Below are 22,399 nucleotides of genomic sequence, written 5' to 3'. Positions count from 1 at the left end.
AGTATCTAGCACTAAAAATATTTTATCATATTTCTGATTTGTTTACATCATATGGACAAAATTCTTACTACTCTGTCTAGTATTTCTTTCCCGTTTCACAGTGATTTCATTCTAAAATAAAAAAGCCGCCCGTCATTGAGAGGGCGGCACATCGGTTTCGGGATGCTACTTGACCAGTGAATGCTTAAAGGCATAGATAACGGCCTGGGTTCTATCCTGAACATCAAGCTTGTTTAAAATATTGCTCACATGTACTTTAACGGTTTTTTGTGCGATAAATAACTGGTCGGCAATCTCCTGATTGGATTTTCCTTCTGTCATTAAGAGGAGAACCTCCAGTTCGCGGCTCGTGAGCTCTTCATGGGGCTTCTGATGATTTTTTTGGCGCATACGGTTCATCATCTTGCCTGTCACCTCGGGTTCAAGAACAGACTGGCCGTGATATGTAGCTCTTACCGCTTCAGCGATCTCACTCGCTTTTGAAGTCTTGAGCATATAGCTTACTGCTCCTGCTTCAATCGCGGGGTACACTTTTTCATCATCGAGGAAACTGGTCACAATGATGATCTTCGCTTCCGGCCATTGCTCAATAATTTTTTTCGTCGCTTCTATTCCGTCCATTTCATTCATGACCAGGTCCATTAAAATAACATCAGGACGGAGCTCCAATGCCTGTTCAACCGCTTTCTTCCCATTCTCGGCCTCACCGACCACCTCAAGATCTGGCTGCGCTGAAAGATAGGATGAAACACCGATTCTTACCATTTCATGATCGTCCGCAAACAATACTTTAATCATTTTTACCATCCTCCACCGAAATCACTGGAACTTTTACTTCCAGCCGAGTCCCTTTGTCGGGCAGACTTACCACTTTCATCGCGCCGCCGATCTCCAGCGCTCTTTCCTGCATGTTTTGAAGCCCGTAGGACCCGGCTTTATCCTCATCCAAAGCAAATCCTACCCCATTGTCAGCCACGCGAAGAATGATTAATCCCTCACGTTCGATCAGTAGGATTTCAAGAGAGGTAGCTTTCGCATGCCTCAGTGTGTTCGAAACGGATTCCTGCAGAATTCTGAACAGGTGGTCCTCCACCCCCTTGTCGAGCGGCATTTCTTCTATTTTTGTATGAATCTCTATCGGCACTTTTTGAACGAGCTCCGCTAGCAGTTCTTTAATTCCTTCCTGCAATGACTTTCCTTTTAGAGCGGCAGGGCGGAGGTGGAGCAGCAGGGCTCTCATCTCGAGCTGTGACTGGTGGATCATTTGTTCCACCAGTTTCAGCTGTCTGTTCTCAGGGACTTCTTCAGATTCCCTTGGCTCGTTTATGGCTGACATCAGCATGGACGCGGCAAAAAGCTGCTGGCTTACCGAATCATGCAGTTCACGGGCTAAGCGATGCCTCTCCCTCGAGATTATCTCTTGAATGATTTTCTCCTGATCTTCAGCTTTTTCGTTCGCCAGCTTTTGTGAGGCTCTGGCCTGATCCGTAACCTGGCGCTGAACATTTTTCATTCTTTTCCACAGCGCATCCATTTCTGTCCCCTGTGCTTGCAGAGGAAGATGAAAGGACCTGCCGTTCTCCATCTCACGCAGGGCTTCTTCCACTTGTTTGAGCTGCCTGCGGACAGCAGACCCATGCAGCAAACCGAAAAACACCCCAAGAACCAAACTGGCAGCTGGCACGACCAGAACAAATGGGAGACCGAACAGCTGCCGATCCCATAGGTAAGCCCAATTCGGGAAAGGATTCACCCTATACACAGCAATGAAAACCAGTATGGCGGTCAACAGAGATACGGCGATGGACAGGAGGACACTTCTCAACAAGATACTCATGTCCGCTTCACCTCTAGATCTCCGACCACCATGGATGTAACAATCTTAATTCTTTGCTGGGCCTCATGGTAGTTCTCCGTTTGAAAATGAAAGAGCTGATTGAAGATTTTTGATTCATGAAGCTGAAAAACCGTTGTGCTGCCTGCCAGCACAGAATGATGAACACTTACAGCTGCTTCATAAGGCACAAGAATTTTAATGTTTCCGGCAACATTGCGTATAGCAATGACTGATTCTCCATCCGGCAAAACAGTATTGCTCAGGTCGATGATGCTGTCTCCGATCCCGCACTGAATGTTGATATCACTCCATTCGTACACATGGTCCGGGGTTTGCTGCCTGCCGTAAAGTATATTTTTAAACAGCGGCTGTTTCGTTAAAAGTGACTCGGACAGCCGGGAATCCTCCTCTTTTTGGACCACCGGTTCAATGACTGACGGACTTTTTTTAGACTGATAAAACTGGATGACCAGATAAACAAGGACCGCGACCATAACAAACTTGAAGGCGATCATGTTAAGCACTGTGATGATCAATCCAAACCATCCGCCCCAATACAGCACTTTCCCGAATGTCCGAGGCACTTTTTTTCTGCCAATATAGATGCAGCCAGCCATGAGAGCAAAGATGAAAATCAATTCGCCTCCACGAAATGAAAGTTCAAGCAGAACAAGCAGTACACCAATCAAACCAAGCCAGCTGATCATTTCTGTTTTTTTACCGTTAAACATGGCGCACCCCTTCTATCTCTCTCATTTTGACTGTTCATGGTACACGTCCTAAAAGGCGCAGTGCCCTACGCCTTTTAGAATACCATTTTCAAATTATGAAATCGTAGATTTTTCTTCTTTTTTCCATTGTTTTTCAAGCTGGGCAAACCGATCATCGATGGTATTGAAGTGATAATCCGTATTCACCTGATGCTCCAGCCGCTCTAAATAGCGTTCCATCTCGTCGAATCTGAGGCCTGGCTTCGAACCTGTTCCCGCATCCAGAATTTTGTTCATTCCTCGATGGGCACGGGCGATATTTTCACGTCCCATCAGCTCCATACGCTTTACATACATATCTTTCAGCTTATGCTTCATCTGTTCAAACTTTTGCTCCAGTGTTTCCAGTTCACGCTTCGCTTCTAATTTAGCTTCATGCAGTCGGGCTGCACGCTCATCATACCGCTGCTGTTCGTTCACTGCAAACTCATGCAGGTCGCTCTCTCCAGCCTGAAGAGCCAGATCCGCCTGCTTCTTTCTTTTCTCAGCATACGCCTTCGCTTCTCTGTACTCTTTTGTAAATTCTTCGGTAAGTATAAATTGGCGTTCCACCAGTTTACGTACACGGTCCGTTTCTTGTTCACATTGGCGCAAATATTGGTTTAGCAGCGAGAGGGGATTCTTCTGCTCCTTCTGATCGAGCATCTCGTGAAAATCAGCCGCTATGGAATTTTTGATTCTAGTAAAAAGTGTACTCATGTTCATTCTCTCCTTTTATTAGTTTCTGTTCATTTCTGCCCATTGTTTTTCGAAGTTTACGAATGGGTCGTCAGTTGCCTCTGTTTCACTTTTGTTCCATCCTTTATACACCAGGTACAGCACATAGAGGGCGAGGACACCTAAAAGGGCAGGCACATTGGAGATGGCTGCACATGCTGCAATCACGCCGACAGCCCCCCACAACATTTTCTTGGACGTTGTTTCGGCCTTCATAAAGCCCTTAACCGCAAAATATAAAATCACCAATCCGATCGCGAGTCCAATCATGGGACCGATGTTCGCCAGCAGGGTGACCGCTGCAATTCCTCCGAGTACAAACAAACCAAATTTCTTCATTTGTTGTTACCTCCTTTCTTATCTCTAGCTTACCTGCGTTCCTGTTTTCCTATAATGTACCCCGGCTATATTTTCCACTACGACCAGAGGCGTATTTTAATAGGAAGGCGGGAGATCGGGCATCAATTTGTTCTGTTGGGGCCACTTTTCTAGGCAGCCAGCGCAAAAAAGCCGGCTCAGAGTAAATCTCTGAAACCGGCTTTCTTATATGGAATCTATTATCGGTTATGTCCAGGACTCGATATCCTCCTCATCGATCTCTTCTTCATCGATGACATCTTCATACTCTGGAGAATGTTTCGGTCCTTCCTGATAGCTGTTGCCCTGTCCGCCTGCAGCATCCTCTAACGAGAATCCGCGGTCGGCGGGAACATGCTGCTGCAGATTACGGACTCCGTTCGCTTTGATCTCGTTCTCGACCAAATAACGGATCGAGTCCATCAGGTTCGTTTGCGAGTTGATCCAGTCAATAATGGCGGGGGATTCATTCTTCTTCGTCTTTAACGAAATATTGTCGCCTGGCTTTTTTTGTTTCTTCATCATCACACCCCCTTACCATTTAAATGAGAGACTTAAACTGGCTGTTTCGCACGATCCTTGATCGCACCGTAGATTTTTCCGCGTACGAATGCATTCAATCCGTTTGCATTCATCGTCACTGCGTATTTTGCAGGAATATACAGAAGCTGAATCTCGCGCTCATCACAAAGCTCCTTAAGCATTGGAGAAAGAATTGGGTTCATTAAGATGCTTCCGCCTCCATAAACACAAATCAAATCGATTTCATTTCTCGCTTTAGTAAGCTGCTTGCGGATGTTGTTAATAATTTGGCGAGCCTGCCCTTCAAGCGGTCTTTTCAATGTTTTCATCGCACGCGCATGGTATTTATGGTTCGGGTTCTTGATCACGTCACTGAAAAATTGACGCGGGCTGTCAGGAAGGTGAATCAGCCTGTTGAACTCACTGAGTGCTTCCTCGATCGCATACCCTGCACCATGGTTGGATCCATGAACGAACTGGCGCAAAAATTTGTTTCCTTCTGTGATCGGGTACTCAGTAGAACCGTCACCGATATCTGTATGAAGGATTTTTTTGTTTTTAAAGAAGCTGCCGTTGAAGTTCTTCGGCATATCGTATGCTTCAATAAATTGGTCAAAAATATCGCCTTTTCTCCAGTTTCCGTCTTCATCCTTTTGAAGAGAGAAGGTAACTGGCGTTGCTTCAGGAATAACTTTTACAAATTCAAATTCTACTTTTACTGCAACACGCTGTTTTCCAACATGGACCGTCACGTGGTGAGGGCCGTTCATGAAACGCTTCTCAAATTTTGCTGCGGATTCATCAGAATGCTGTGTGATGGGAAGTGCGGTCGCCATATCCACCATGACTTCAATGGATGCGGGAAGCTTTTTCTCTTCTGCAAAACCTTTTTGTACCGCTACTGCTGCGATTTGAGCGAGCGTGTTGACGATCGGCAGATCAATTTCATACTTGTAATCTACGCCGACCTGAATGTTTTCGATGAGCTCACCGCTTTCAAGCGCAAACTTTCCTACATAATACATACCCGCACGTGCAGCCGGGGAATCGATGGTTACGATCAGGTTATCCTGAAGATTACGGACAATCGCTTCAGGGGCCTGTTCTTCACTCCATGGCAGCTGGTCCACTGCACAGTTTACGTTCGGCTGCTGAAACAAGCGGCCATCAATGTAAATATCATGCTCACTGTTTCCGTTATCATTGCCTACTAAAAATTGATATTGCATAGTATCTATTCCTCCTATTATTTTATCTAAAACTACCTGGTGGCACAAGGTATTACTCAGCCATATACTGCTTTATGTATCGATATTTCCTGAAAAATAGTGGCACTGGAATATACATGGCTGAAGTTCTACTATATAGAACTTCGAACGATTTTGGTAGATTCCGACACTCCTATGCTTAATAATATTTGACAATTCTAGAATAACACCTCCTATTTTTTTAAGAAATTCCTCCAGACTGAACCTTTTGAAAAACTTCCTGCAGCCGCCCGAGGCCGTTTTATGGTAAAGTAACTACGATCATCGCGACCGTCATCGGTACATTATGTATGGCTTTTTTCGCAAACTATCCGATCATCATCGGACCTTCCATGGGATTGAATGCTTATTTTGCCTACTCGGTGATCAGCAGCCACAACATCCCTTATGCCGTTGGTTTTTCAGCCGTATTTCTCACGGGAATCATCTTCCTTATTTTATCCCTTACGTCGTTTCGGACAAAATTGATCAACGCGATACCTTCAAATTTAAAGCATGCGATAGCGGCCGGAATCGGTCTTTTTATTACATTTATCGGACTGCGCCTCTCCGGCATTGTCACCGATCACCCGACGAACCTGGTGACACTTGGTAACTTTAGCTCCCCGAAAGTGGCTCTTACGTTGATCGGGATCGTCATCACGATTACATTGATGACCCTCAATGTTCAGGGCGCCCTTTTTATCGGCATGATCGTCACTGGATTCATCGCCTTCTTCACAGGAAAATTAAAGTTCGATAAAGGCTTCGTTTCGGTTCCTCAGCTTCCTGAAGGAGTACTTGTCGGCAACCCTGTTCAATCGGTCGCCGATGTCATACATTTCGGACTGTACAGCGTTGTGTTCTCCTTCCTGCTTGTTATGCTTTTTGACACAACCGGTGCTCTTCTTGGCATCGTACGCCAGGCAGGACTTTTGAAGAATGGAAAGCTGGATCGTGCAGGCAGCGCCTTTTTGCGGATTCCATCGGAACAACGATTGGAGCCATGTTTGGAACAAGCCCGACCGCAGCTTCCGTTGAATCATCCGCTGTAGTTGGTTCTGGAGGGAAGACCGGATTAACAGGGGTCACCGTTGTCGTCTTGTTCTTGATTACGGCATTCTTCAGCCCGCTCGTGAGCGCCGTATCCTCTGTACCAGCGATTACAGCACCAAGCTTGATCATCGTCGGCAGCTTCATGATTAAAAGTATATCGGAAATCGACTAGAATGACTTCGATGAAGCCTTCCCTGCGTTTCTTGTCATTGTCAGCATGCCGCTCACTTCAAGTATCGCGAACGGGATCGCCCTTGGATTCATCTCCTACCCGATCATGAAATTTGCCCGTCTTTTTGGCGTCGTAATAAGGAAGCACCGGAGGAAAACTCTGGTGCTTTTTTTCGTATTAACGCTAAAAATGTTTAAATGCAGCTTCCTTTTTGCATTCTTTGTGAAAGATTCATGCCGGGTCATTTATATTATCGAAAATCGCGATTTTATTATCGAACTGGATAAACTCCACTGAATTCGACCAAATCTGACACATTCATTTAATTTTATCAAGACTCGCAAGCTAAAAGTATAAAACCCGGCGTTCCCGTTCATATTAAGGGCGAAAAGGAGGTTTTTACGATGAACAAACAACGTGCTCAGGAAATCGCATCATCCCCGGTGATGGCCAACGTTACATATGATGGCGTTCCGATTTATATCCAGCATGTCGACGAGCAGGGAGAAACGGCCAGGATCTATCCGCTCGGACAGCCAGAAAATGAGCAGCAGGTTTCTCTCAACAGTTTAGTGGAACAATAAATGCCCCTTTTACAGGGGTATTTTCTTTGTCAGAGAGAAACACGATTAAGCTGGGAATATGAACGGGAATAGTACATAATGTTGAAATAAAAACTATTTACCTTTGCTTGGGGTGATTGTCAGCATGCTTAGTTTAAATAAGGATCATAATCCGCTAACCAACAAAGAGCTCATTGGTTCATTTTCAGAGTATAAGGATGGTTTACAAAACCTGCTCGCCGAGACAGATACCCTTTTCCAGGAACTGAACCCTTTGCCTGAGCCGGCCCATACTTCTTCTTTTTCATTAAAAAACGTGCTCCATGGCCTGCCTAAATTTCTGCTGTCCACTTCATCCCATAAAAATCAAGACCCGCTGCCTCAAATAGAAACAGATGAGGAGGGAGGCATTTATCCCGATTGGAAAAAGAAGCTCGATCAGGCACTGATCCACCTTGAGCAGGAGATCGAACAAGAGGTAAATGTTCGGGATTTCGGAGCAGCTGGAGACGGCATTACTGATGATACAGAAGCTTTCAGAAAGGCCATCGGGCACGGCAGAGCAAAGGTGCTTATTCCTGCAGGCGTGTATATCACACGTGGGATTCGGCTGCCGTCATGGACGATGTTGATCGGTGCCGGTAAAGGACTAACAACTATCAAGCTGCATGATAAGGCACCTAGAGGCCGGCAGCTCGTAACGAACGCCAGCCACTGGAGGGGCAACCATCATATTTATGTACAGGGGATGAGCCTGGATTGGAATGTCGAACGTTTGGATCCTTACAAAAAGACAGCATCAGGAAATAACCAGTCCAGCTGTCTGACGTATGCTCATGTTACATTCGGCTGGGTAAAAGAGGTAGAAGGCATCAATCCCGGTCTGCATTGTTTTGATGTTTCATCTGCCATATATACTTATTTCGGGGATGCGACCCGCGCCCGCAGGAGCAGCCGCTACATCTGGCTCGACCAGCTGAACGGCTATGGGTTTGGTGATGACGGAATCACGACTCATCACAGCGTTAATATTCTCATTTCAAACTGCCATCTGTGTGATCCAAGCGGACGATCCCATAAGGAAGGATTCTCGAATTCCAACGGCATCGAAGTGGACGATGGCTCCCGAAATGTGATGCTTCTTAACAATTCGACTACCCGGTGCTTCGGCGGTGTTGAAATTAAAGCGCACCATAACTCTGCAGCCGCCAGCAACACTCAGATCGTCGGGCATATCTCGATTAATGACAACCGTGCCTACAATTTTCGCCATATCGGCCATCACATTGAAACGGACCCCGAATCGAAGACAGCTTTTAATATTAAAGCGAGCCATATCGTGGCGGTTTCACCTATCCGGACTCCTTTATACAAGGACTCAACACCCCGGGCAATGGTGATCTCTGCTTATAAAAACGTGGCCATCAACCATTTTACCGTCATTGGCGACCCTGAGTATGATTACCGGGGGGAGCCAATCATCGCCGTCCAGTACCGATCGAGGAACATTATTTTGCATGATCTGAACATCAGGAATTTTAAAACAGCCGGTGCGGATATTAAAGTATTTGGCGGCCCTCACGGAGCAGACTCGGTCGAAATCCGGAAGGTAAAGATACGAAACTCTGCACCAACTGCGGTTCATATCGGTCCTCATATACAGTCCATTAAAATCAGTGATGTTCAAGCGGTGTGCGAAAAGGGGAACAAGGGACTCGTCGTTGATCAGTCGAACGCTAAAATTGAAGATTTTCATTCACTCGGCTATAAAACTCCGATTTCTATCGCTAATACGCAACAGGCGTAAATACCATGCCAAAAGGGCATCGGGACCCTGCTAACACGGGGTCTGGCATCTGAAAAAAAGAACGCCCCACCCCGCAAGCGGGATGGGGCTTTAGGTTTATTGTTGGGGATCCTGCTCTTCTATCATCTTTTTACAGACTTGATAGCATTCCTCGATATGAGAGTTGCCGAGGTATTTCATCGCCGCGAAGCTGATTCCCGCCGCTACAGCCTGTCCCACTAACGGCACAAACTTCGTGACTTGTTTAACGGCGATGCGTTTACCGGCTTTTTTTAATAAAAGAGAAATCATCCGTTTCGTTACGACTTTCCCCGCAAACTGACTGCCCGCTGAAGTAAGAAGAACGATGATTTTTCCTTTTAACGTCGCATCCAACTTCTCAATCTGCCCGGGTGCCAATCCGAACTTTTCATTGATCGTCGGCAGCAGCTCCATCATGATAGTGATGTCCGCACCCACGTCCATTCCGGGAATGGGAATGACAGCGGCCGCTGCCGAAGCAGAAGCACGCTTATTCACCAACGCCCTGCATTCCGTACGGATCGCTTCCAGTTCTTCTATCGTTTTAGGAATCATGGTTATCTCCTTTAATGTTTTAACCTTTGCTTAGATTATACCCAAAATGAAATGATGAATAACTAGTATTGTGTTCCAATAAAAAAGGAGATCAGAACGCTTCTGATCTCCTTTATCGTTATTGCGCTTTTTCTTTTTTAATCTGCTTGCTTCTAAGCTGTCCGCATGCCGCGTCAATGTCTGTACCGTGCTCCTGGCGAATTTTGCAGTTGATGCCGCGTTTTTTTAGCGTGTCATAAAACGCCAGGACGGAATCCTGCTCACTTCTTTGGTACTGGGCATGTTCGTCCACCGGATTATACGGAATCAAGTTGACATAGACCCTCTGCTTTTTATCCTGGAATAGATCGGCCAGTTGTTCTGCTTCTTCCGTGTGATCGTTCACATCCCTTAACAGAATGTATTCGATCGTAATTCTGCGGTTTGTGGTCTCCACATAATAATCGACCGCTTCCATCAACGGTTCAAGCGGAACCGCCTTGTTAATCTTCATGATTCTTGTACGAAGTTCATTGTTCGGTGCATGAAGTGAAAGCGCCAGGTTGACGTTTAAGCCCGTATCCGCAAACTCACGGATCTTGCTGGCCAAACCGCTCGTAGAAACCGTGATGCGCCTTGATCCGATCGCAAGGCCTTTTTGATCGGTAACCACTTTAATGAAATCGATCATGTTCTCGAAGTTATCGAACGGTTCACCAATACCCATGACCACGATGTGGCTGACTCTCTCATCCTGGTGGCGTTGATCCAGATGAAGCTGGACGTTCATGATCTGCTCAACAATCTCGCCGCTCGACAAGTCACGGCTTTTTGCCAATAAACCGCTCGCGCAGAAACTGCAGCCGATATTGCATCCGACTTGGGTCGTTACACAAACCGACAAGCCGTATTTATGCTTCATTAAGACGGTTTCGATCAGGTTGCCATCCCGAAGCTTGAATAAGAACTTGATAGTGCCGTCTTCTGATTCTTGTTTAACGTGCTGCTGCATCGTCTGGAACTCGAAGCGATCTGACAGCAAACTGATGATTTCTTTTTTAACATCAGTCATTTCGGAAAAAGACGTGACGCGCTTTCTATATAGATACTCCCAAACAAGGGAGGCATGATACGGTCTATGGCCGCGTTCCAACAGCCAGGCAGCCAGCTGTTCAAATGTTAATCCATAAATGGATTCCTTAACCATTTTGTTACCCTCTTTTCAACACATATATTGAACTGCCTCTCATGACAGTATACTTTTTCATAATCAACTGTTATCTTACCATAAAAAGTCCTTTGGAACATTTTGACCATCCACTATCCTTCTTAATCTTAAAATGGAATGAGAGTTATTCGTGTGTTTCCAATTTTATGTATCCTAACATTAGGAACCGTGCTAGGAGGGCTTTCAAACAATGGAAAGCGAGAGGCCATGTTATAAGCCTCTCGCTTTTCTTGTTCCGCTCTCTCGTTAATCGATAAACGCCTCGTTCAGACGGTTTAGAAGCGTGCCAAACAGCTCCTTTTCTTCGCCTGTCCATTCTTTAAGCATGCTTTGATATCGTTCAAGCCTCATCCTCTTATCCTTTTTTAATTTCTGTTTCCCTAGTTCTGTAATGGAAAAAAGGCTTACTCGGCCATCAGCGGGATCAGAGGAACGGACGATAAGTCCTTTCTCTTCTAAAGCAGCCGCTTGCCTCGAGAGAGTAGAAATGTCTAGCTTAAACGACTCCGCCAACGCTTTTACACGAGCTGGCCCAAACTCATCCAGTTCTCTTAATAATAAATAAGTAGCCCTTTCCAAGTTCCCTATCTTATTTTCTGAGCTGTCTTTATAAGCTGCTCGCCTGATAAAAGTGGTAAGTTCATATTCAATCCGTTCAACGGCATCCTGCTTTTTCATCACCCATCACTCCTCGCTCAAAGGATCAGTTCCAATCGGTTGACATCCCTTAATATGCTTGTATAATACAAATATATAGTTGTATCGTACAAGTAAATGTGCGCAATGTAAAGAGCAAGGAAGGGTGAAGTTGTGAAAGCCATCCGGATTATTTTGCAAATTGTTATTTTATCCGCTTTTTCAATGCTTGGAGAAGCGGTTCATCATTTTTTTCATCTGCCGATTCCAGGCAGTATCATCGGTTTAATTCTGCTGCTGACCGGTTTAAGCTTTAAAATGGTTCCTGTCAAATTGATCGAAGACGGAGCCGGTTTTTTGTTATCGTTTCTCCCGCTGTTATTTATACCCGCCATGGCAGGAGTGATCAATTATCCCTCTCTTTTCTCTGGCAATGGGGCACTTTTAATGCTGATTGTGGTCCTGAGCACCATCGTAACGATGGTGGCTGCAGGGATCGCCAGCCAGTGGCTGGAGCAAAAAGCGGCAAAACGAAAGGAGAAAAAGAAGTGCAACAGCCATTTATCGCAATCCTTATAATTTTACTTACGATTGCCGCTTATTTAGCCATGGTGAAGGTATATCAGCGTTTTACTTATCCCATCTTAATCCCCGTTCTGACAACTACGGTAATCGTCATACTGGGGCTTTTGGCATTTCATATTTCCTATTCAGACTATATGGTCGGGGGAAAATGGATCAATGCACTGCTGGGGCCTGCTGTCGTAGCTTTAGCCTATCCGCTCTATAACCAGCGCCACATCATTATGAAATACAGCTTTCCCATCATCGGGGGTGTTTTCGCCGGCTTGTTTACAGGCATGATCAGCGGCCTTTTGTTCGCAGAGGTGTTTGGGATCAAACGGGACCTGATCCTTTCCATTCTTCCAAAGTCCATTACCACTCCCGTCGCCATTCAAATTGCCGCAGGACTGGGCGGTGTACCATCAATGACCGTTGTGTTTGTTATGATTGCAGGGTTTTCAGGAGTCATCCTCGGACCTCGGATCATGAAATGGGTTCGTATCCGCAGCCATCTGGGTAAAGGTATCGCCTTTGGCAGCGCCTCTCACGCTCTGGGCACCTCTAAAGCGTTCGAATATGGAGAATTAACGGTATCCATGAGTTCGGTATCCATGACGCTCTGTGCACTGCTTGGCTCCGTTTTCGGGCCGGTTGTCGTATGGATTTTTCAAGTGTAGCCACAAAAAGCTCAGCAGTGTTCTGCTGAGCTTTTTCATACCCTTTTGTCTCTCTTTAATTATCCTTTTAATATAAATTCATTATCATCCTCGTCATGAAACTGAGCATATGTACCCCATTGCATTTCATTGGGCTCTTCTTTAAATTCAACTCCATTAATCTTCATCATGTTATACGTTTCCATTACATTATCACATTCAAATACAATGGACGCTTTCATACTTTCTGAACCCTTCATCATAGCTTTGGGATAGAGCACTAGACGAGTTTGACTATTACTGGGGGCCACCTCAAGCCAAAACGCGTTTGGCCCCATTGGGTGTTCAGCAACTACTTCAAATCCAGCCTTTTTTGTCCAGAACTCCTTTGCTTTTTGCTGGTCTTCAACATAAACAGCGATTGTTCCTATATTGGTTATCATTTTAATTTTCCCATCTCCTTATTTGTGGTACGGTTCCCCGCGATTAATCCGAAACGCCCGATAGATCTGCTCCACCAATACAAGCTTCATCAGCTGGTGCGGATAGGTGATCCTGCCGAACGAAATCTTTTTATTTGCCCGCTTCATGACCTCTTCACTCAGACCCAAAGACCCTCCAATGACAAAGGCCACTTTGCTTTTACCGTAGGTCGCGAGCTCGTCCAGGTTCTTCGCAAGATCCTCTGATGAGACCAGCTCCCCCTCAATTGCCATCGCAACCACATGTGCGTCCTGAGGAATTTTGGCAAGGATCCGATCGCCTTCTGCTTTTTTCACCATCTGCATCTCCTGATCACTCAAATTTTCAGGCGCTTTTTCGTCAGCTACTTCAATGATTTCTATTTTTGCATAGGGCCCCAGCCGCTTTACATATTCATCAATTCCCATTTTTAAATACTTTTCTTTCAGTTTGCCAACAGTTACTACCAAGATATTCACAGGGGAAAACTCCTTTTATAAACAACTTATTCACAAAAGTTATCCACATATACACAGAAACTATCCACATTTAGTATAGGATCACTCGTTCGATACTTTATATATGGGCTTTTTCTCGCAATAAGTGCATGTTGTTGATAACTTCTCTGATTCTGTTAATAACTCTAGATTCGGATAGATTTCCAATTCATCAACGATCTCATCGATCCCGATATCCACATGTTCATCACAGCAATATTTTTTCAACAGACATTCTCCTTTATTATCCACATGATGATCTCTTCGTATTTTAACACAAATCAAGGTCACACTATTCTGCTTGCAGCCCTTTACTTATGTGGCTTGGCGTTTTACTTGCGAAACAGCTTCAATTACTTGCGGTTCGACATGATTTACTTGCAGAACACATTATTTTCATCACCTCAATCCCAATACAGCCACCGACAAACAAAAAAAATCAGGAGATTTCTCTCCTGATTCTCTTATGAAGACTTCTGAAGGCCGAGTTTTACGGTCGTTGTTTTCTTTTTGCCCTTGCTGTAATACGTAATCTCCATCTTATCGTTTACTCGTTTCTTAGAGTATAAGTGTTTGCGAAGGTCGAGCGGAGAAGCGATTTTCTTGCCATCAAGTGCGACGATAACGTCCATCTCCTTGATTCCTGCACGGTCCGCTGGTGATAACGGATCAACATCCATAACCACCACACCTGATTTAACACTTGGCGGCAGCTTTAACGTCGTTTGACGGTGATAGCTGCTGACTTGTGATAATGGAATAGGGCCGACGCCCAGGAATGGGCGTTTTACTTCTCCATAGCGCTCAAGGTCAGCGATAATGGGCCTCGCTGTATCGGCAGGGATCGCAAATCCGATGCCTTCTACTTCCTCCTGAGCGATCTTACTGGAGTTGATCCCGATGACCTGTCCGCCGATGTTCAGAAGGGCGCCCCCGCTGTTACCAGGGTTGATCGCCGCATCCGTTTGGATAACTTCGGCCTGCCAGTCTGGATTGCCGTCTTCATCGCTGTCGACCGGCATCGTCCGGTCAGCACTTGATACAACACCCTCGGTTACGGAACCAGGGAACGTTCCAAGCGGGTTACCGATGGCGATCGCCGGTTCACCCGGTTTCAACGCACTGGAGGATCCGAATTGAGCCACCTTTTTCACCTTGCTGCCATTCACTTCAACGACTGCCAGGTCCATGAGCGGGTCCGTTCCGCGAAGAGTGCCTTTCAGCTTGGTGCCGTTGCTAAGCGTAATCTCAAGGCGGCTGGCCCCTTTGACGACGTGGTTGTTCGTCACGATGTAGGCTTTTCCGCCCTCTTTTTTATAGATGACGCCTGAACCCGATCCCGCTGCCTGCTGGCCCTGATTCCAGAACTCGCCTTGCTGGATGTTCAGCACTTCCACGACGGCAGGGCGCACCTTGCTTACCGCATCCGTGACGTTGCTTGTAACGTTCACATTCACGTTTTTATTGATGCCGTTTTCCTCATTAACACCGCCGTTATCTTCGTTGCTTGAGTAGTTGTCAGGCAAAAGCCCCATGCCTCCGAGGGCAGGAATTGAAAATAATATAAGCAGGCCGCCTAATATAGCGCCTACAAGAGCGGCCAGCAAAAATCCGCCGCGGTTGCCTTTTTGCCTTCTTGGACTAGATTCATAATCGTCATCATAATAGCCCATTTCCTGCTTCACCGTTCCTTTCGACAATAAAATAAATGCTGTGATGATTTTTTATTTATTATAAAAAATCAATCCCCCTACTTAAAAAATATGGGTTATTTTTCACACTTTTTCACATTTATTGTTATTTCCTTAAACGGTGTCCGTTAAACAGTGAGCCGTCAAACAAGCACCAATTCCGTCGGTTCTGCCGCGTCCGTATGGTACAGCTGCAGATCCTCGCCGACCACAAAGCCTTTGTTTTCAAGCGTCTGCTTCACCGCAAGATGGGCAATATCTTTCATATTGTTATCTTTGCTCAGATGGGCGAGATAGATCCGCTTCGTCTGGTCACCGATCAGATCGGCAAGTGCAAAGCCGCAGTCTTCATTGGATATATGGCCATGATCCCCAAGTATCCGCCTTTTGATGTTCCACGGATAGCGCCCCATCATCAGCATGTTGATGTCATGGTTGGATTCGATCACAAACGCATCACTGTGCTTCGTGATTCCTTTCATCCTGTCACTGACATAGCCGGTGTCGGTCATGAGTGTCAGCTTCTTTCCCTCGTGGTGGAACACATAAAACATCGGCTCGGCCGCATCATGGGACACACCGAAGGATTCCACCTCCAGGTCACCGAACGTACGGACGGTCTCCATTTCAAAGTCAAACTTTTGTTCCGTATCCACTTCACCGATCAGCCCGTTCATCGCTTTCCATGTTTTAGCGTTCGCATAGACTGGGAGTTTATATTTTCGTGCCAAAACGCCAAGTCCTTTAATATGATCGCTGTGTTCATGGGTGACGAGAATTCCGTCCAGCTGATCCAGTTCACAGCAGCTTGCTTTTTCAAATAAGAGTTTCATCTGCTTTGCGCTCAGGCCGGCATCGACCAGCAGGCGGGTATTGCCCGTCTCCACATAGATCGCGTTTCCAGTACTGCCGCTCGCCAGCACGCTGAATTGCAAACTCATATTCCAATCCCCTCTATTGCTCTCTATCAATCTCCTGTATGGAACTGTCAATGGCATTCACGAGAAAATGGGCATCCTCTGTTTCAATGGACCATGTCGGTGCGTACACCTGCACATCCTCTACGTTTGCCAGACTGTAATAACCGAGAACAATTTTATTAATTTTGTCACCGCTTGATAGGTGGTTCGTCGTAAATATTTTTTCCAAAGCTTTCATAGGTGAAATGATTTCCTGCTTCGTACCCTGTCTGTAGACAGAGATAAAGGTTTGTGTATAGCGGGTGAGCTGCCCTTTGTTATTCCATTCGAACATGACCATTCCGCTCGGCCGGTTCATGCCATTATCCGTATCAAAGAAAAGCGGCTGTCCTTGATAGATTTGTGTGAACCAGATCTTATGGCTCTTCGTGTCTTTTTTATAGAATCGATATTCATCGCCCCGGTAGACTTCATCTTTCAGAAACTGAGTCACATCTTTCACAAGATCTTCTTTATCCAGATCCTGAGGCTTCTTTAAGTTAAACACGAGCGTTGTATCTGTACTGCTGCTGTCCAGCCGGCTCGCTTTTGATGATTTGATTTCATCCGCCGAAAAAGGGGCCCGCTGGCCGCTGATCAGCGTTTGGCGGTCGTTATAGCTTTGCGGAAGTTTATCTTTATAGTCGATGTTGTTGTCTGCCAGCCTTTTTTCGATCGGCTGGTCGGCCACCGCCTCAAGCTTGCTCTTGTCCATTTTCTGTGAGAGCTGGTAGCCGAGGAAGATATTCAGAATCAGGAACGTCAGAATAAAAATTGTCTTTGTTTTTTTCCAGTCCATTAAAGTTCTCCCCCAGGCCTTTGACTGTCTCGGAATAACGGCTGCCAATCGTGGTTCGGCCCGTAATTGACAAACCATCTCGGCTGGAGATTATACACGTTTTCCTGTCCCTTGGCATGAGTCATCTCATAGCCGACAGCCAGTTTATTGACCATGGTCAAGTCATATTCCTTAAGAGCAGCTTTTACTTCAGCTGCAGACTGAAGCTTTACCTTTTTGGGTTTAAACGAATAATCCCCATCCATGTCGAGCTCGACCATCGAACGCTGATATTCATTCAGTTCATTGTTCGTCCAGCCGAGTTTCATTTCCATATCACTCTTGATGACGGGCAAGCCTCTGACAAAAAGCAGAAATTCAACGGTACTGCTCGCAGGATCCAGGTTATAAAAATAATACGGATTTCCCCAGCCCGCATGGTTGTTGATAAAGTCCACACTGTTAAAGAGAGGGCTTCTCGTCTGCTCGGTCGTATCTTCATCTGGGCCTTGCGTGAAATTCGTGTATTTAATTCTGTTCGAGTTGCGGTTTACGTCAAGTGCTGAGCTTTCATCCGTATAATAATCACCCGTATTGCCGCTCTTGACGTTTCCAGGATCTCGGAACAGCGCATTCTTATAACGTTCGATCGTGTCATCGTTAATGGTGCGTGAAAGATAGCTGTAAGAATTAAGCATGAATCGTTCTTTCGGGAAATAGAAGCGTTTTGAAACCTCCGCGCCCTGGTCTGTATCGCGCTCCACATCAAATGGTTCATATTGAAGTACGCCGCTTTTTGCGTTATTGATAATGTTCTTTAAAGAATCAAACGGGAAGGTGGTGCTCGCTGTAATCATCTTCCGCTGGGTATAGGAGATAATATGGGCCTCCACTTCGTTTGTATCTTTTTTATAAAAAATAACACGGTCAGCAGACGGAATCGTAAATGTGCCGCCTGATGAAGTCAGGTTGAAGATCTGGCTGTAAATGTCCGCCGTCATATCGGTTGGATAGATGACCTCGATGTATTCCTTGTTCTTCAGCTGTTCATCGATGTTTGTTGACGGGCGGTTCTTGCTGTCATAAAACTTCGTGTTCGCAAGCACCTGGTTTACCCGATCGATAAGTTTTTCGTTGGCGGGCATGCCTCTGTATGAATTCTTGTCATAATAAATGATTTGGCTCGGCCGGATGACATCCGTGATTTTCTTTAAATCCTTTACTTCTTCCTTTTTCAGTGTCCTTGTCTCTTCCAAATTGCTGTAGTTCGGCTTAAGGGTCCATAAGCTCCATGTTAAAATAAGGCTCAGCATGATCAAAAAGATGAGGAAGACAGACTTGATCATCTCATAATTCCGGTACACTGATTTCGCAATAAATTTAAGAATGCTGTAAATTCTGCTCCACGTCATCGGTTACTCCCCCCTTACTTTTTTTAAAGGAAGGGTGAAATGTATAGTTGTTCCCTGGCCCCATTCACTTTCAGCCCATATATCTCCGCCATGGGCAAGCACGATTTCTTTCGTGATCGCTAATCCAAGCCCCGTACCGCCTAAGTTCCTCGAACGGGCACGATCCACCCGGAAGAAGCGGTCGAAGATTTTTGAAACGTTGTTTTTCGGGATACCGACACCCTGGTCAGACACGCTCACTTTAATCTTTCTGCCGTGAAGGGAAGCGGAAACCGCAATCGTTCCCCCCTCAGGAGAATACTTAATCGCATTCGATATAATGTTATCCACGACCTGAGTCATCTTGTCGGTATCAATCTGTCCCATGATCGATCGGTCAGGCAAATTGCGCACAAAGCGAAGGTGCTCATGTTGCAGCATCTCGAACCGGTCGATGATATCCTGCAAAAATTGAACAAGATCGGTCTGTATAAAGTTAAACCGGTAGTCTTTGCTGTCCATTTTGGAGAGCTGAAGAAGATCGTTCACCAGGCGGATCATCCGCTCGGTTTCATTCTGTGTGACTTCCAAAAAGCGGGGAGCGATGTTCTCATCCTGCCATGCTCCTTCAGCGAGCGCCTCCAGGTAGCTTCGCATCGTCGTAAGCGGTGTTCTGAGTTCATGGGAAACGTTAAATACAAACTCTCGCCGCTCATTCTCGATCTGCTCCTGCTCTGTGACGTCATGCAGAACGGCGATCAATCCGTTAACCGGGCCGCCTTCCTTTTGGATGATCGAAAAGTTAGCCCGCAGTACGTAATGCACCTTGTCTGTACTGAAATCGAGCAGCATGCTCTCATACTCGTTATACAGCTCGTCCCACGTATACTGGTCGTTCAGCCTCAGGAGCTCAAGCAGAGAGTTTCCGAGCGCATGCTGCCGTGAGATATTGAGCATTTCTTCGGCCCTGTCGTTCATCAGAATAATGCAGCCATCCCGGTCTGTGGCGATTACACCGTCCGTCATATAGGTGAGGACAGAGCGCAGCTTTCTTCTCTCGCTTTCGGTAATGGCAGTCGCTTCCTGCAGCTTTCGCGTCAGATCATTGAAGGTCATCGACAGCTGGCCGATCTCATCATCCCCATAAACCTGCACTTTTCGGGAAAAATCGCCCCTTGCCATTACGAGTGCCTGTTTACGCATATCCGCCATCGGCCGTGTGATCGTACGGGCAAGAAAAATACCGAGTATCGCTGTTATTCCCAGGGCAATAACCGTACCGGTCGTCAAAATTTTATTAATATCACTGATTTGCTGGTACACACTCTCGATAGAAGATTCGACATAAATCGCTCCGAGAATCTGTTTGTTCTTGTCGGCCTGCTTGTCCTTTCCGGCAATGATAGGTTTCGCCAAGACAATGACCCGCTGTTTTGAGTCGGGATCATACATTTCTGTCTGGGCCTCCGTGCCGTTAAGAGCCAGTTTGATCTTACTGTTCGTGCTTATCTGTCCGATCAGATTCCGTTTATCACTGCCAAGAACAACACCGTCCTTGTTAAGGACTTGAACCTCCTTGATGTTCTGATCCTTCGTTTCGTTGATGAGCTGGGCAATGTCATCTCTCAGTGTACTGTTCTTATCCTCTGTTGCTTCCTTCATCTGCTGGGCGTCCAGGATCTTCTGCTCAGCATTAAACTCGAAGAAGTCCAGATTATTTTTCAGTGCGTTGTCATAGTTGTTCCGGAGATTGGCTTCCAGGTTATTGATGAAATACACACTGATGACCTGCATGGCGATTAAAATGAGCAAAACATAGATCAATACAAACTTAACGTGTATTGATCTGAAAAAACCTACCTTATCCATTTGTCTACTCCTGATCAGGATTTCGTAAATAGTAGCCTACTCCTCGTCTGGTGATGATCCAGAGCGGATGGCTTGGATTGTCTTCCACTTTCTCGCGGAGACGCCGGACGGTCACGTCAACAGTACGGACGTCGCCAAAGTAATCATAGCCCCATACGGTCTGCAGCAAATGCTCGCGTGTCATCACCTGGCCGATATGCTTGGCCAAATAATACAACAGTTCAAACTCCCGATGGGTCAGCTCAATGGACTCCCCGCGTTTCGTTACGAGATAAGCATCTGGATGGATGGTTAAAGAGCCGATCACGATTTCGTTGTTCTCATCATCTTCACGATCCGTTTCTTGCTGATGGCGGCGTAAATTCGCTTTTACGCGTGCGATCAGTTCACGGGTGCTGAAAGGCTTCGTAACGTAATCATCTGCACCCAGCTCAAGGCCAAGGACCTTATCAATCTCAGAATCTTTGGCTGTAAGCATTATAATCGGAGTATCGTATTTTTTCCGGACCTCACGGCAAACTTCCATTCCATCTTTCATTGGAAGCATGATATCCAAAAGGATCATGTCCGGTTTTTCGTTTTCTATTTTTTCAATTGCCGATACACCGTCATAGGCACATGTGACCTGGAATCCTTCTTTCTCCAGATTGAACTGTAAAATATCCGCAATCGGCCTCTCATCATCTACTACAAGAATCTTTTTGTCCATCCGGTAGTCGCTCCTTTTTGGAAACCGTAATTTCAAGTCTCTATTATATGAATTAGTTGAATGAAGTAGTTTGTCTACCCTTTATTTTACCACAATATCTAAATTCTCCATAACATAAGAAAAGCGGAACGGCCTCGCTAAAGTTCGACAACCGCTGCCACGCCTTCTGTTGCGCTGAAAGGCAAGAGTGAAGACGAACTAACAATGAACATAAGTTTACTTTTCAACGATCAAGTGTATGTAAAATTTTTAAAATGATAAAAAACAGCTATTCATGATTTCCTTTTCAGCCGCAGCGCTAAGTCCTCTATTTGAACATATACGACAAGAGCAGAAATAAAAAGAAGGAGGAAGGCGGACGGAAGCATCTGATAAAAAGCGTAATGAAGGATCGGTACGGTGAGGAACGTAATGAGGCCCGCAACGGTGAGGCTTTTCCTGACGGCAAAAAGAAGCAGGAACAACACAGCTGCCGCCGCAGCGATTCTCCACTCAAAAACAAGAATTCCCCCAATGAAGGATGCCACTCCTTTACCGCCATGAAACTTAAGGGCGACCGGCCATAAGTGTCCTGCTATGACCATGATAAAGGCGGCCAGCTGCCATGAAGGAGAGAGGCCAAAATAAGACTTTGCCAGCTGCACAGCGAGCGCACCCTTAAGCAGGTCCCCTGCGAGCGTCAGGACGAATCCCCAGGACCCGATCACACGCCCGGCATTTCTAGCGCCGATATTTCCAGTCCCTTCACGCCTAAGATCGACGCCTTTCAACCATTTGGCCACAAGATATCCTGTCATAATGTTTCCGATGAAGTAACACCCGATCAAAAAGAGAATCAGCTGAATTGTGCCCATATCTTTCTTCCTTCCAATATCTTTGTTTGTTTTTACTATATGGGCACTGCCCGCAGTTGGTGCCACGTTTAAGAATGTATTAAAAAGGCATGCAGAATGGTAGCTGCATGCCTCTTGTCATGATCGATCAGGTATAGTAATTGTAAGTAAAATGGTGGCTCGAGACGGAATCGAACCGCCGACACGAGGATTTTCAGTCCTCTGCTCTACCGACTGAGCTATCGAGCCAAGATTTAGTATTTTCTGTCCGTCGGTCCCTGTCTCTTCCTCTAAATGTGAAGACTGACGATGGGTATCCGTCGAGACAACTCGCTGCCTGTTCACGATGTGCTGCTCGTGACTGAGCTATCGAGCCAAGATTTAGTATTTTCTGCCCGTCGGTCCCTGTCTCTTCCTCTGCATGTGAAGACTGACGATGGGTATCCGTCGAGACAACTCGCTGCCTGTTCACGATGTGCTGCTCGTGACTGAGCTGTCGAGCCAAGTGTTTCTGTAAAAGCAA

At 45.9% G+C, this 22,399-nt stretch carries 24 protein-coding genes, 1 tRNA gene and 1 pseudogene; 5 read left to right on the top strand and 21 right to left on the bottom strand.

The window, feature by feature from the left end:
• Nucleotides 1–165: 165 nt before the first annotated feature.
• The 7 genes from QYF49_RS00310 to QYF49_RS00280 all read right to left on the bottom strand — a co-directional run bounded on the left by QYF49_RS00310 (nucleotide 166) and on the right by QYF49_RS00280 (nucleotide 5,432).
• On the bottom strand, nucleotides 166–798 hold the full coding sequence (locus QYF49_RS00310; RefSeq protein ID WP_290397648.1) for a response regulator transcription factor: 633 nt from the start codon (nucleotides 796–798) through the stop codon (nucleotides 166–168).
• Nucleotides 791–1,837 (bottom strand): sensor histidine kinase, encoded by a 1,047-nt coding sequence (locus tag QYF49_RS00305; RefSeq protein WP_290397647.1) that lies wholly within the window; start codon nucleotides 1,835–1,837, stop codon nucleotides 791–793. Before QYF49_RS00305 ends, QYF49_RS00310 begins: the two co-directional genes overlap by 8 nt.
• Nucleotides 1,834–2,568, bottom strand: coding sequence for a cell wall-active antibiotics response protein LiaF (gene liaF / locus QYF49_RS00300; RefSeq protein ID WP_290397646.1), 735 nt, complete (start codon nucleotides 2,566–2,568; stop codon nucleotides 1,834–1,836). Before liaF ends, QYF49_RS00305 begins: the two co-directional genes overlap by 4 nt.
• Before the next feature lie 93 nt (nucleotides 2,569–2,661).
• Nucleotides 2,662–3,306 (bottom strand): PspA/IM30 family protein, encoded by a 645-nt coding sequence (locus tag QYF49_RS00295; protein ID WP_290397645.1) that lies wholly within the window; start codon nucleotides 3,304–3,306, stop codon nucleotides 2,662–2,664.
• Nucleotides 3,307–3,324: 18 nt separating this feature from the next.
• The gene (locus tag QYF49_RS00290; RefSeq protein ID WP_290397644.1) at nucleotides 3,325–3,663 is read right to left on the bottom strand and encodes a lmo0954 family membrane protein; all 339 of its coding nucleotides are present in this window, start codon (nucleotides 3,661–3,663) and stop codon (nucleotides 3,325–3,327) included.
• A gap of 225 nt (nucleotides 3,664–3,888) precedes the next feature.
• Nucleotides 3,889–4,206, bottom strand: a complete 318-nt coding sequence (locus QYF49_RS00285) for a hypothetical protein (RefSeq protein WP_290397643.1) — start codon at nucleotides 4,204–4,206, stop codon at nucleotides 3,889–3,891.
• 29 nt (nucleotides 4,207–4,235) lie between these two features.
• Nucleotides 4,236–5,432 (bottom strand): ParM/StbA family protein, encoded by a 1,197-nt coding sequence (locus tag QYF49_RS00280; RefSeq protein WP_290397642.1) that lies wholly within the window; start codon nucleotides 5,430–5,432, stop codon nucleotides 4,236–4,238.
• Between the two features lie 296 nt (nucleotides 5,433–5,728).
• Between QYF49_RS00280 and QYF49_RS00275 the strand changes: the two are divergent.
• From QYF49_RS00275 to QYF49_RS00265, 3 genes and pseudogenes are all read left to right on the top strand, one after another.
• Nucleotides 5,729–6,798, top strand: a pseudogene (locus tag QYF49_RS00275) (NCS2 family permease); the annotation flags it as partial.
• A 284-nt stretch (nucleotides 6,799–7,082) separates the two neighbouring features.
• On the top strand, nucleotides 7,083–7,262 hold the full coding sequence (locus QYF49_RS00270) for a small acid-soluble spore protein H (RefSeq protein WP_290397641.1): 180 nt from the start codon (nucleotides 7,083–7,085) through the stop codon (nucleotides 7,260–7,262).
• A gap of 124 nt (nucleotides 7,263–7,386) precedes the next feature.
• Entirely contained in the window at nucleotides 7,387–9,048 is a 1,662-nt protein-coding gene (locus QYF49_RS00265; RefSeq protein WP_290397640.1) for a glycosyl hydrolase family 28-related protein, read from the top strand.
• Nucleotides 9,049–9,144: 96 nt separating this feature from the next.
• Here the strand turns inward: QYF49_RS00265 and QYF49_RS00260 are convergent, their stop codons facing one another.
• The 3 genes from QYF49_RS00260 to QYF49_RS00250 all read right to left on the bottom strand — a co-directional run bounded on the left by QYF49_RS00260 (nucleotide 9,145) and on the right by QYF49_RS00250 (nucleotide 11,509).
• Nucleotides 9,145–9,624 carry a hypothetical protein gene (locus tag QYF49_RS00260; protein WP_290397639.1) on the bottom strand — a complete coding sequence of 160 codons (480 nt, stop codon included), beginning with the start codon at nucleotides 9,622–9,624 and terminating at the stop codon, nucleotides 9,145–9,147.
• A 118-nt stretch (nucleotides 9,625–9,742) separates the two neighbouring features.
• Nucleotides 9,743–10,810 carry a dual-specificity RNA methyltransferase RlmN gene (gene rlmN / locus QYF49_RS00255; protein WP_290397638.1) on the bottom strand — a complete coding sequence of 356 codons (1,068 nt, stop codon included), beginning with the start codon at nucleotides 10,808–10,810 and terminating at the stop codon, nucleotides 9,743–9,745.
• Between the two features lie 267 nt (nucleotides 10,811–11,077).
• On the bottom strand, nucleotides 11,078–11,509 hold the full coding sequence (locus QYF49_RS00250) for a MarR family winged helix-turn-helix transcriptional regulator (RefSeq protein ID WP_290397637.1): 432 nt from the start codon (nucleotides 11,507–11,509) through the stop codon (nucleotides 11,078–11,080).
• 132 nt (nucleotides 11,510–11,641) lie between these two features.
• Here QYF49_RS00250 and QYF49_RS00245 point away from each other — a divergent pair, with 132 nt between their 5' ends.
• The gene (locus QYF49_RS00245; protein WP_290397636.1) at nucleotides 11,642–12,046 is read left to right on the top strand and encodes a CidA/LrgA family holin-like protein; all 405 of its coding nucleotides are present in this window, start codon (nucleotides 11,642–11,644) and stop codon (nucleotides 12,044–12,046) included.
• On the top strand, nucleotides 12,016–12,708 hold the full coding sequence (locus QYF49_RS00240; RefSeq protein WP_290397635.1) for an LrgB family protein: 693 nt from the start codon (nucleotides 12,016–12,018) through the stop codon (nucleotides 12,706–12,708). Before QYF49_RS00245 ends, QYF49_RS00240 begins: the two co-directional genes overlap by 31 nt.
• Before the next feature lie 59 nt (nucleotides 12,709–12,767).
• On the opposite strand, the gene QYF49_RS00235 is transcribed toward QYF49_RS00240, so the two are convergent.
• The 11 genes from QYF49_RS00235 to QYF49_RS00185 form a co-directional block, all read right to left on the bottom strand.
• The gene (locus QYF49_RS00235) at nucleotides 12,768–13,130 is read right to left on the bottom strand and encodes a VOC family protein (protein WP_290397634.1); all 363 of its coding nucleotides are present in this window, start codon (nucleotides 13,128–13,130) and stop codon (nucleotides 12,768–12,770) included.
• A gap of 18 nt (nucleotides 13,131–13,148) precedes the next feature.
• A complete protein-coding gene (gene rlmH, locus QYF49_RS00230; RefSeq protein ID WP_290397633.1) occupies nucleotides 13,149–13,628 on the bottom strand; it encodes a 23S rRNA (pseudouridine(1915)-N(3))-methyltransferase RlmH in 480 nt (159 codons plus the stop codon).
• Nucleotides 13,629–13,709: 81 nt separating this feature from the next.
• A complete protein-coding gene (locus tag QYF49_RS00225; protein WP_290397632.1) occupies nucleotides 13,710–13,898 on the bottom strand; it encodes a CxxH/CxxC protein in 189 nt (62 codons plus the stop codon).
• Nucleotides 13,899–14,110: 212 nt separating this feature from the next.
• The gene (locus tag QYF49_RS00220; protein ID WP_290397631.1) at nucleotides 14,111–15,319 is read right to left on the bottom strand and encodes a S1C family serine protease; all 1,209 of its coding nucleotides are present in this window, start codon (nucleotides 15,317–15,319) and stop codon (nucleotides 14,111–14,113) included.
• A gap of 161 nt (nucleotides 15,320–15,480) precedes the next feature.
• The gene (locus QYF49_RS00215; protein ID WP_290397630.1) at nucleotides 15,481–16,278 is read right to left on the bottom strand and encodes an MBL fold metallo-hydrolase; all 798 of its coding nucleotides are present in this window, start codon (nucleotides 16,276–16,278) and stop codon (nucleotides 15,481–15,483) included.
• Between the two features lie 13 nt (nucleotides 16,279–16,291).
• On the bottom strand, nucleotides 16,292–17,095 hold the full coding sequence (locus QYF49_RS00210) for a two-component system regulatory protein YycI (RefSeq protein ID WP_290397629.1): 804 nt from the start codon (nucleotides 17,093–17,095) through the stop codon (nucleotides 16,292–16,294).
• Entirely contained in the window at nucleotides 17,095–18,486 is a 1,392-nt protein-coding gene (locus tag QYF49_RS00205) for a YycH family regulatory protein (protein WP_290397628.1), read from the bottom strand. The genes QYF49_RS00210 and QYF49_RS00205 overlap by 1 nt, the downstream gene beginning before the upstream one ends.
• A gap of 3 nt (nucleotides 18,487–18,489) precedes the next feature.
• The gene (walK, locus tag QYF49_RS00200; protein ID WP_290397627.1) at nucleotides 18,490–20,334 is read right to left on the bottom strand and encodes a cell wall metabolism sensor histidine kinase WalK; all 1,845 of its coding nucleotides are present in this window, start codon (nucleotides 20,332–20,334) and stop codon (nucleotides 18,490–18,492) included.
• A gap of 4 nt (nucleotides 20,335–20,338) precedes the next feature.
• Nucleotides 20,339–21,043, bottom strand: a complete 705-nt coding sequence (gene yycF, locus QYF49_RS00195) for a response regulator YycF (RefSeq protein WP_290397626.1) — start codon at nucleotides 21,041–21,043, stop codon at nucleotides 20,339–20,341.
• A gap of 272 nt (nucleotides 21,044–21,315) precedes the next feature.
• The gene (locus tag QYF49_RS00190; protein ID WP_290397625.1) at nucleotides 21,316–21,897 is read right to left on the bottom strand and encodes a glycerol-3-phosphate acyltransferase; all 582 of its coding nucleotides are present in this window, start codon (nucleotides 21,895–21,897) and stop codon (nucleotides 21,316–21,318) included.
• A gap of 152 nt (nucleotides 21,898–22,049) precedes the next feature.
• Nucleotides 22,050–22,125: transfer RNA gene (locus QYF49_RS00185), tRNA-Phe, on the bottom strand.
• Nucleotides 22,126–22,399: the final 274 nt, after the last annotated feature.

The organism is Fictibacillus terranigra (assembly GCF_030412265.1).
GTDB classification, from domain to species: Bacteria; Bacillota; Bacilli; order Bacillales; family Fictibacillaceae; genus Fictibacillus_C; species Fictibacillus_C terrinigri.
The sequence above is the reverse complement of the archived record's forward strand: the minus strand, read 5'-3'. Positions and strand labels throughout refer to the sequence as shown.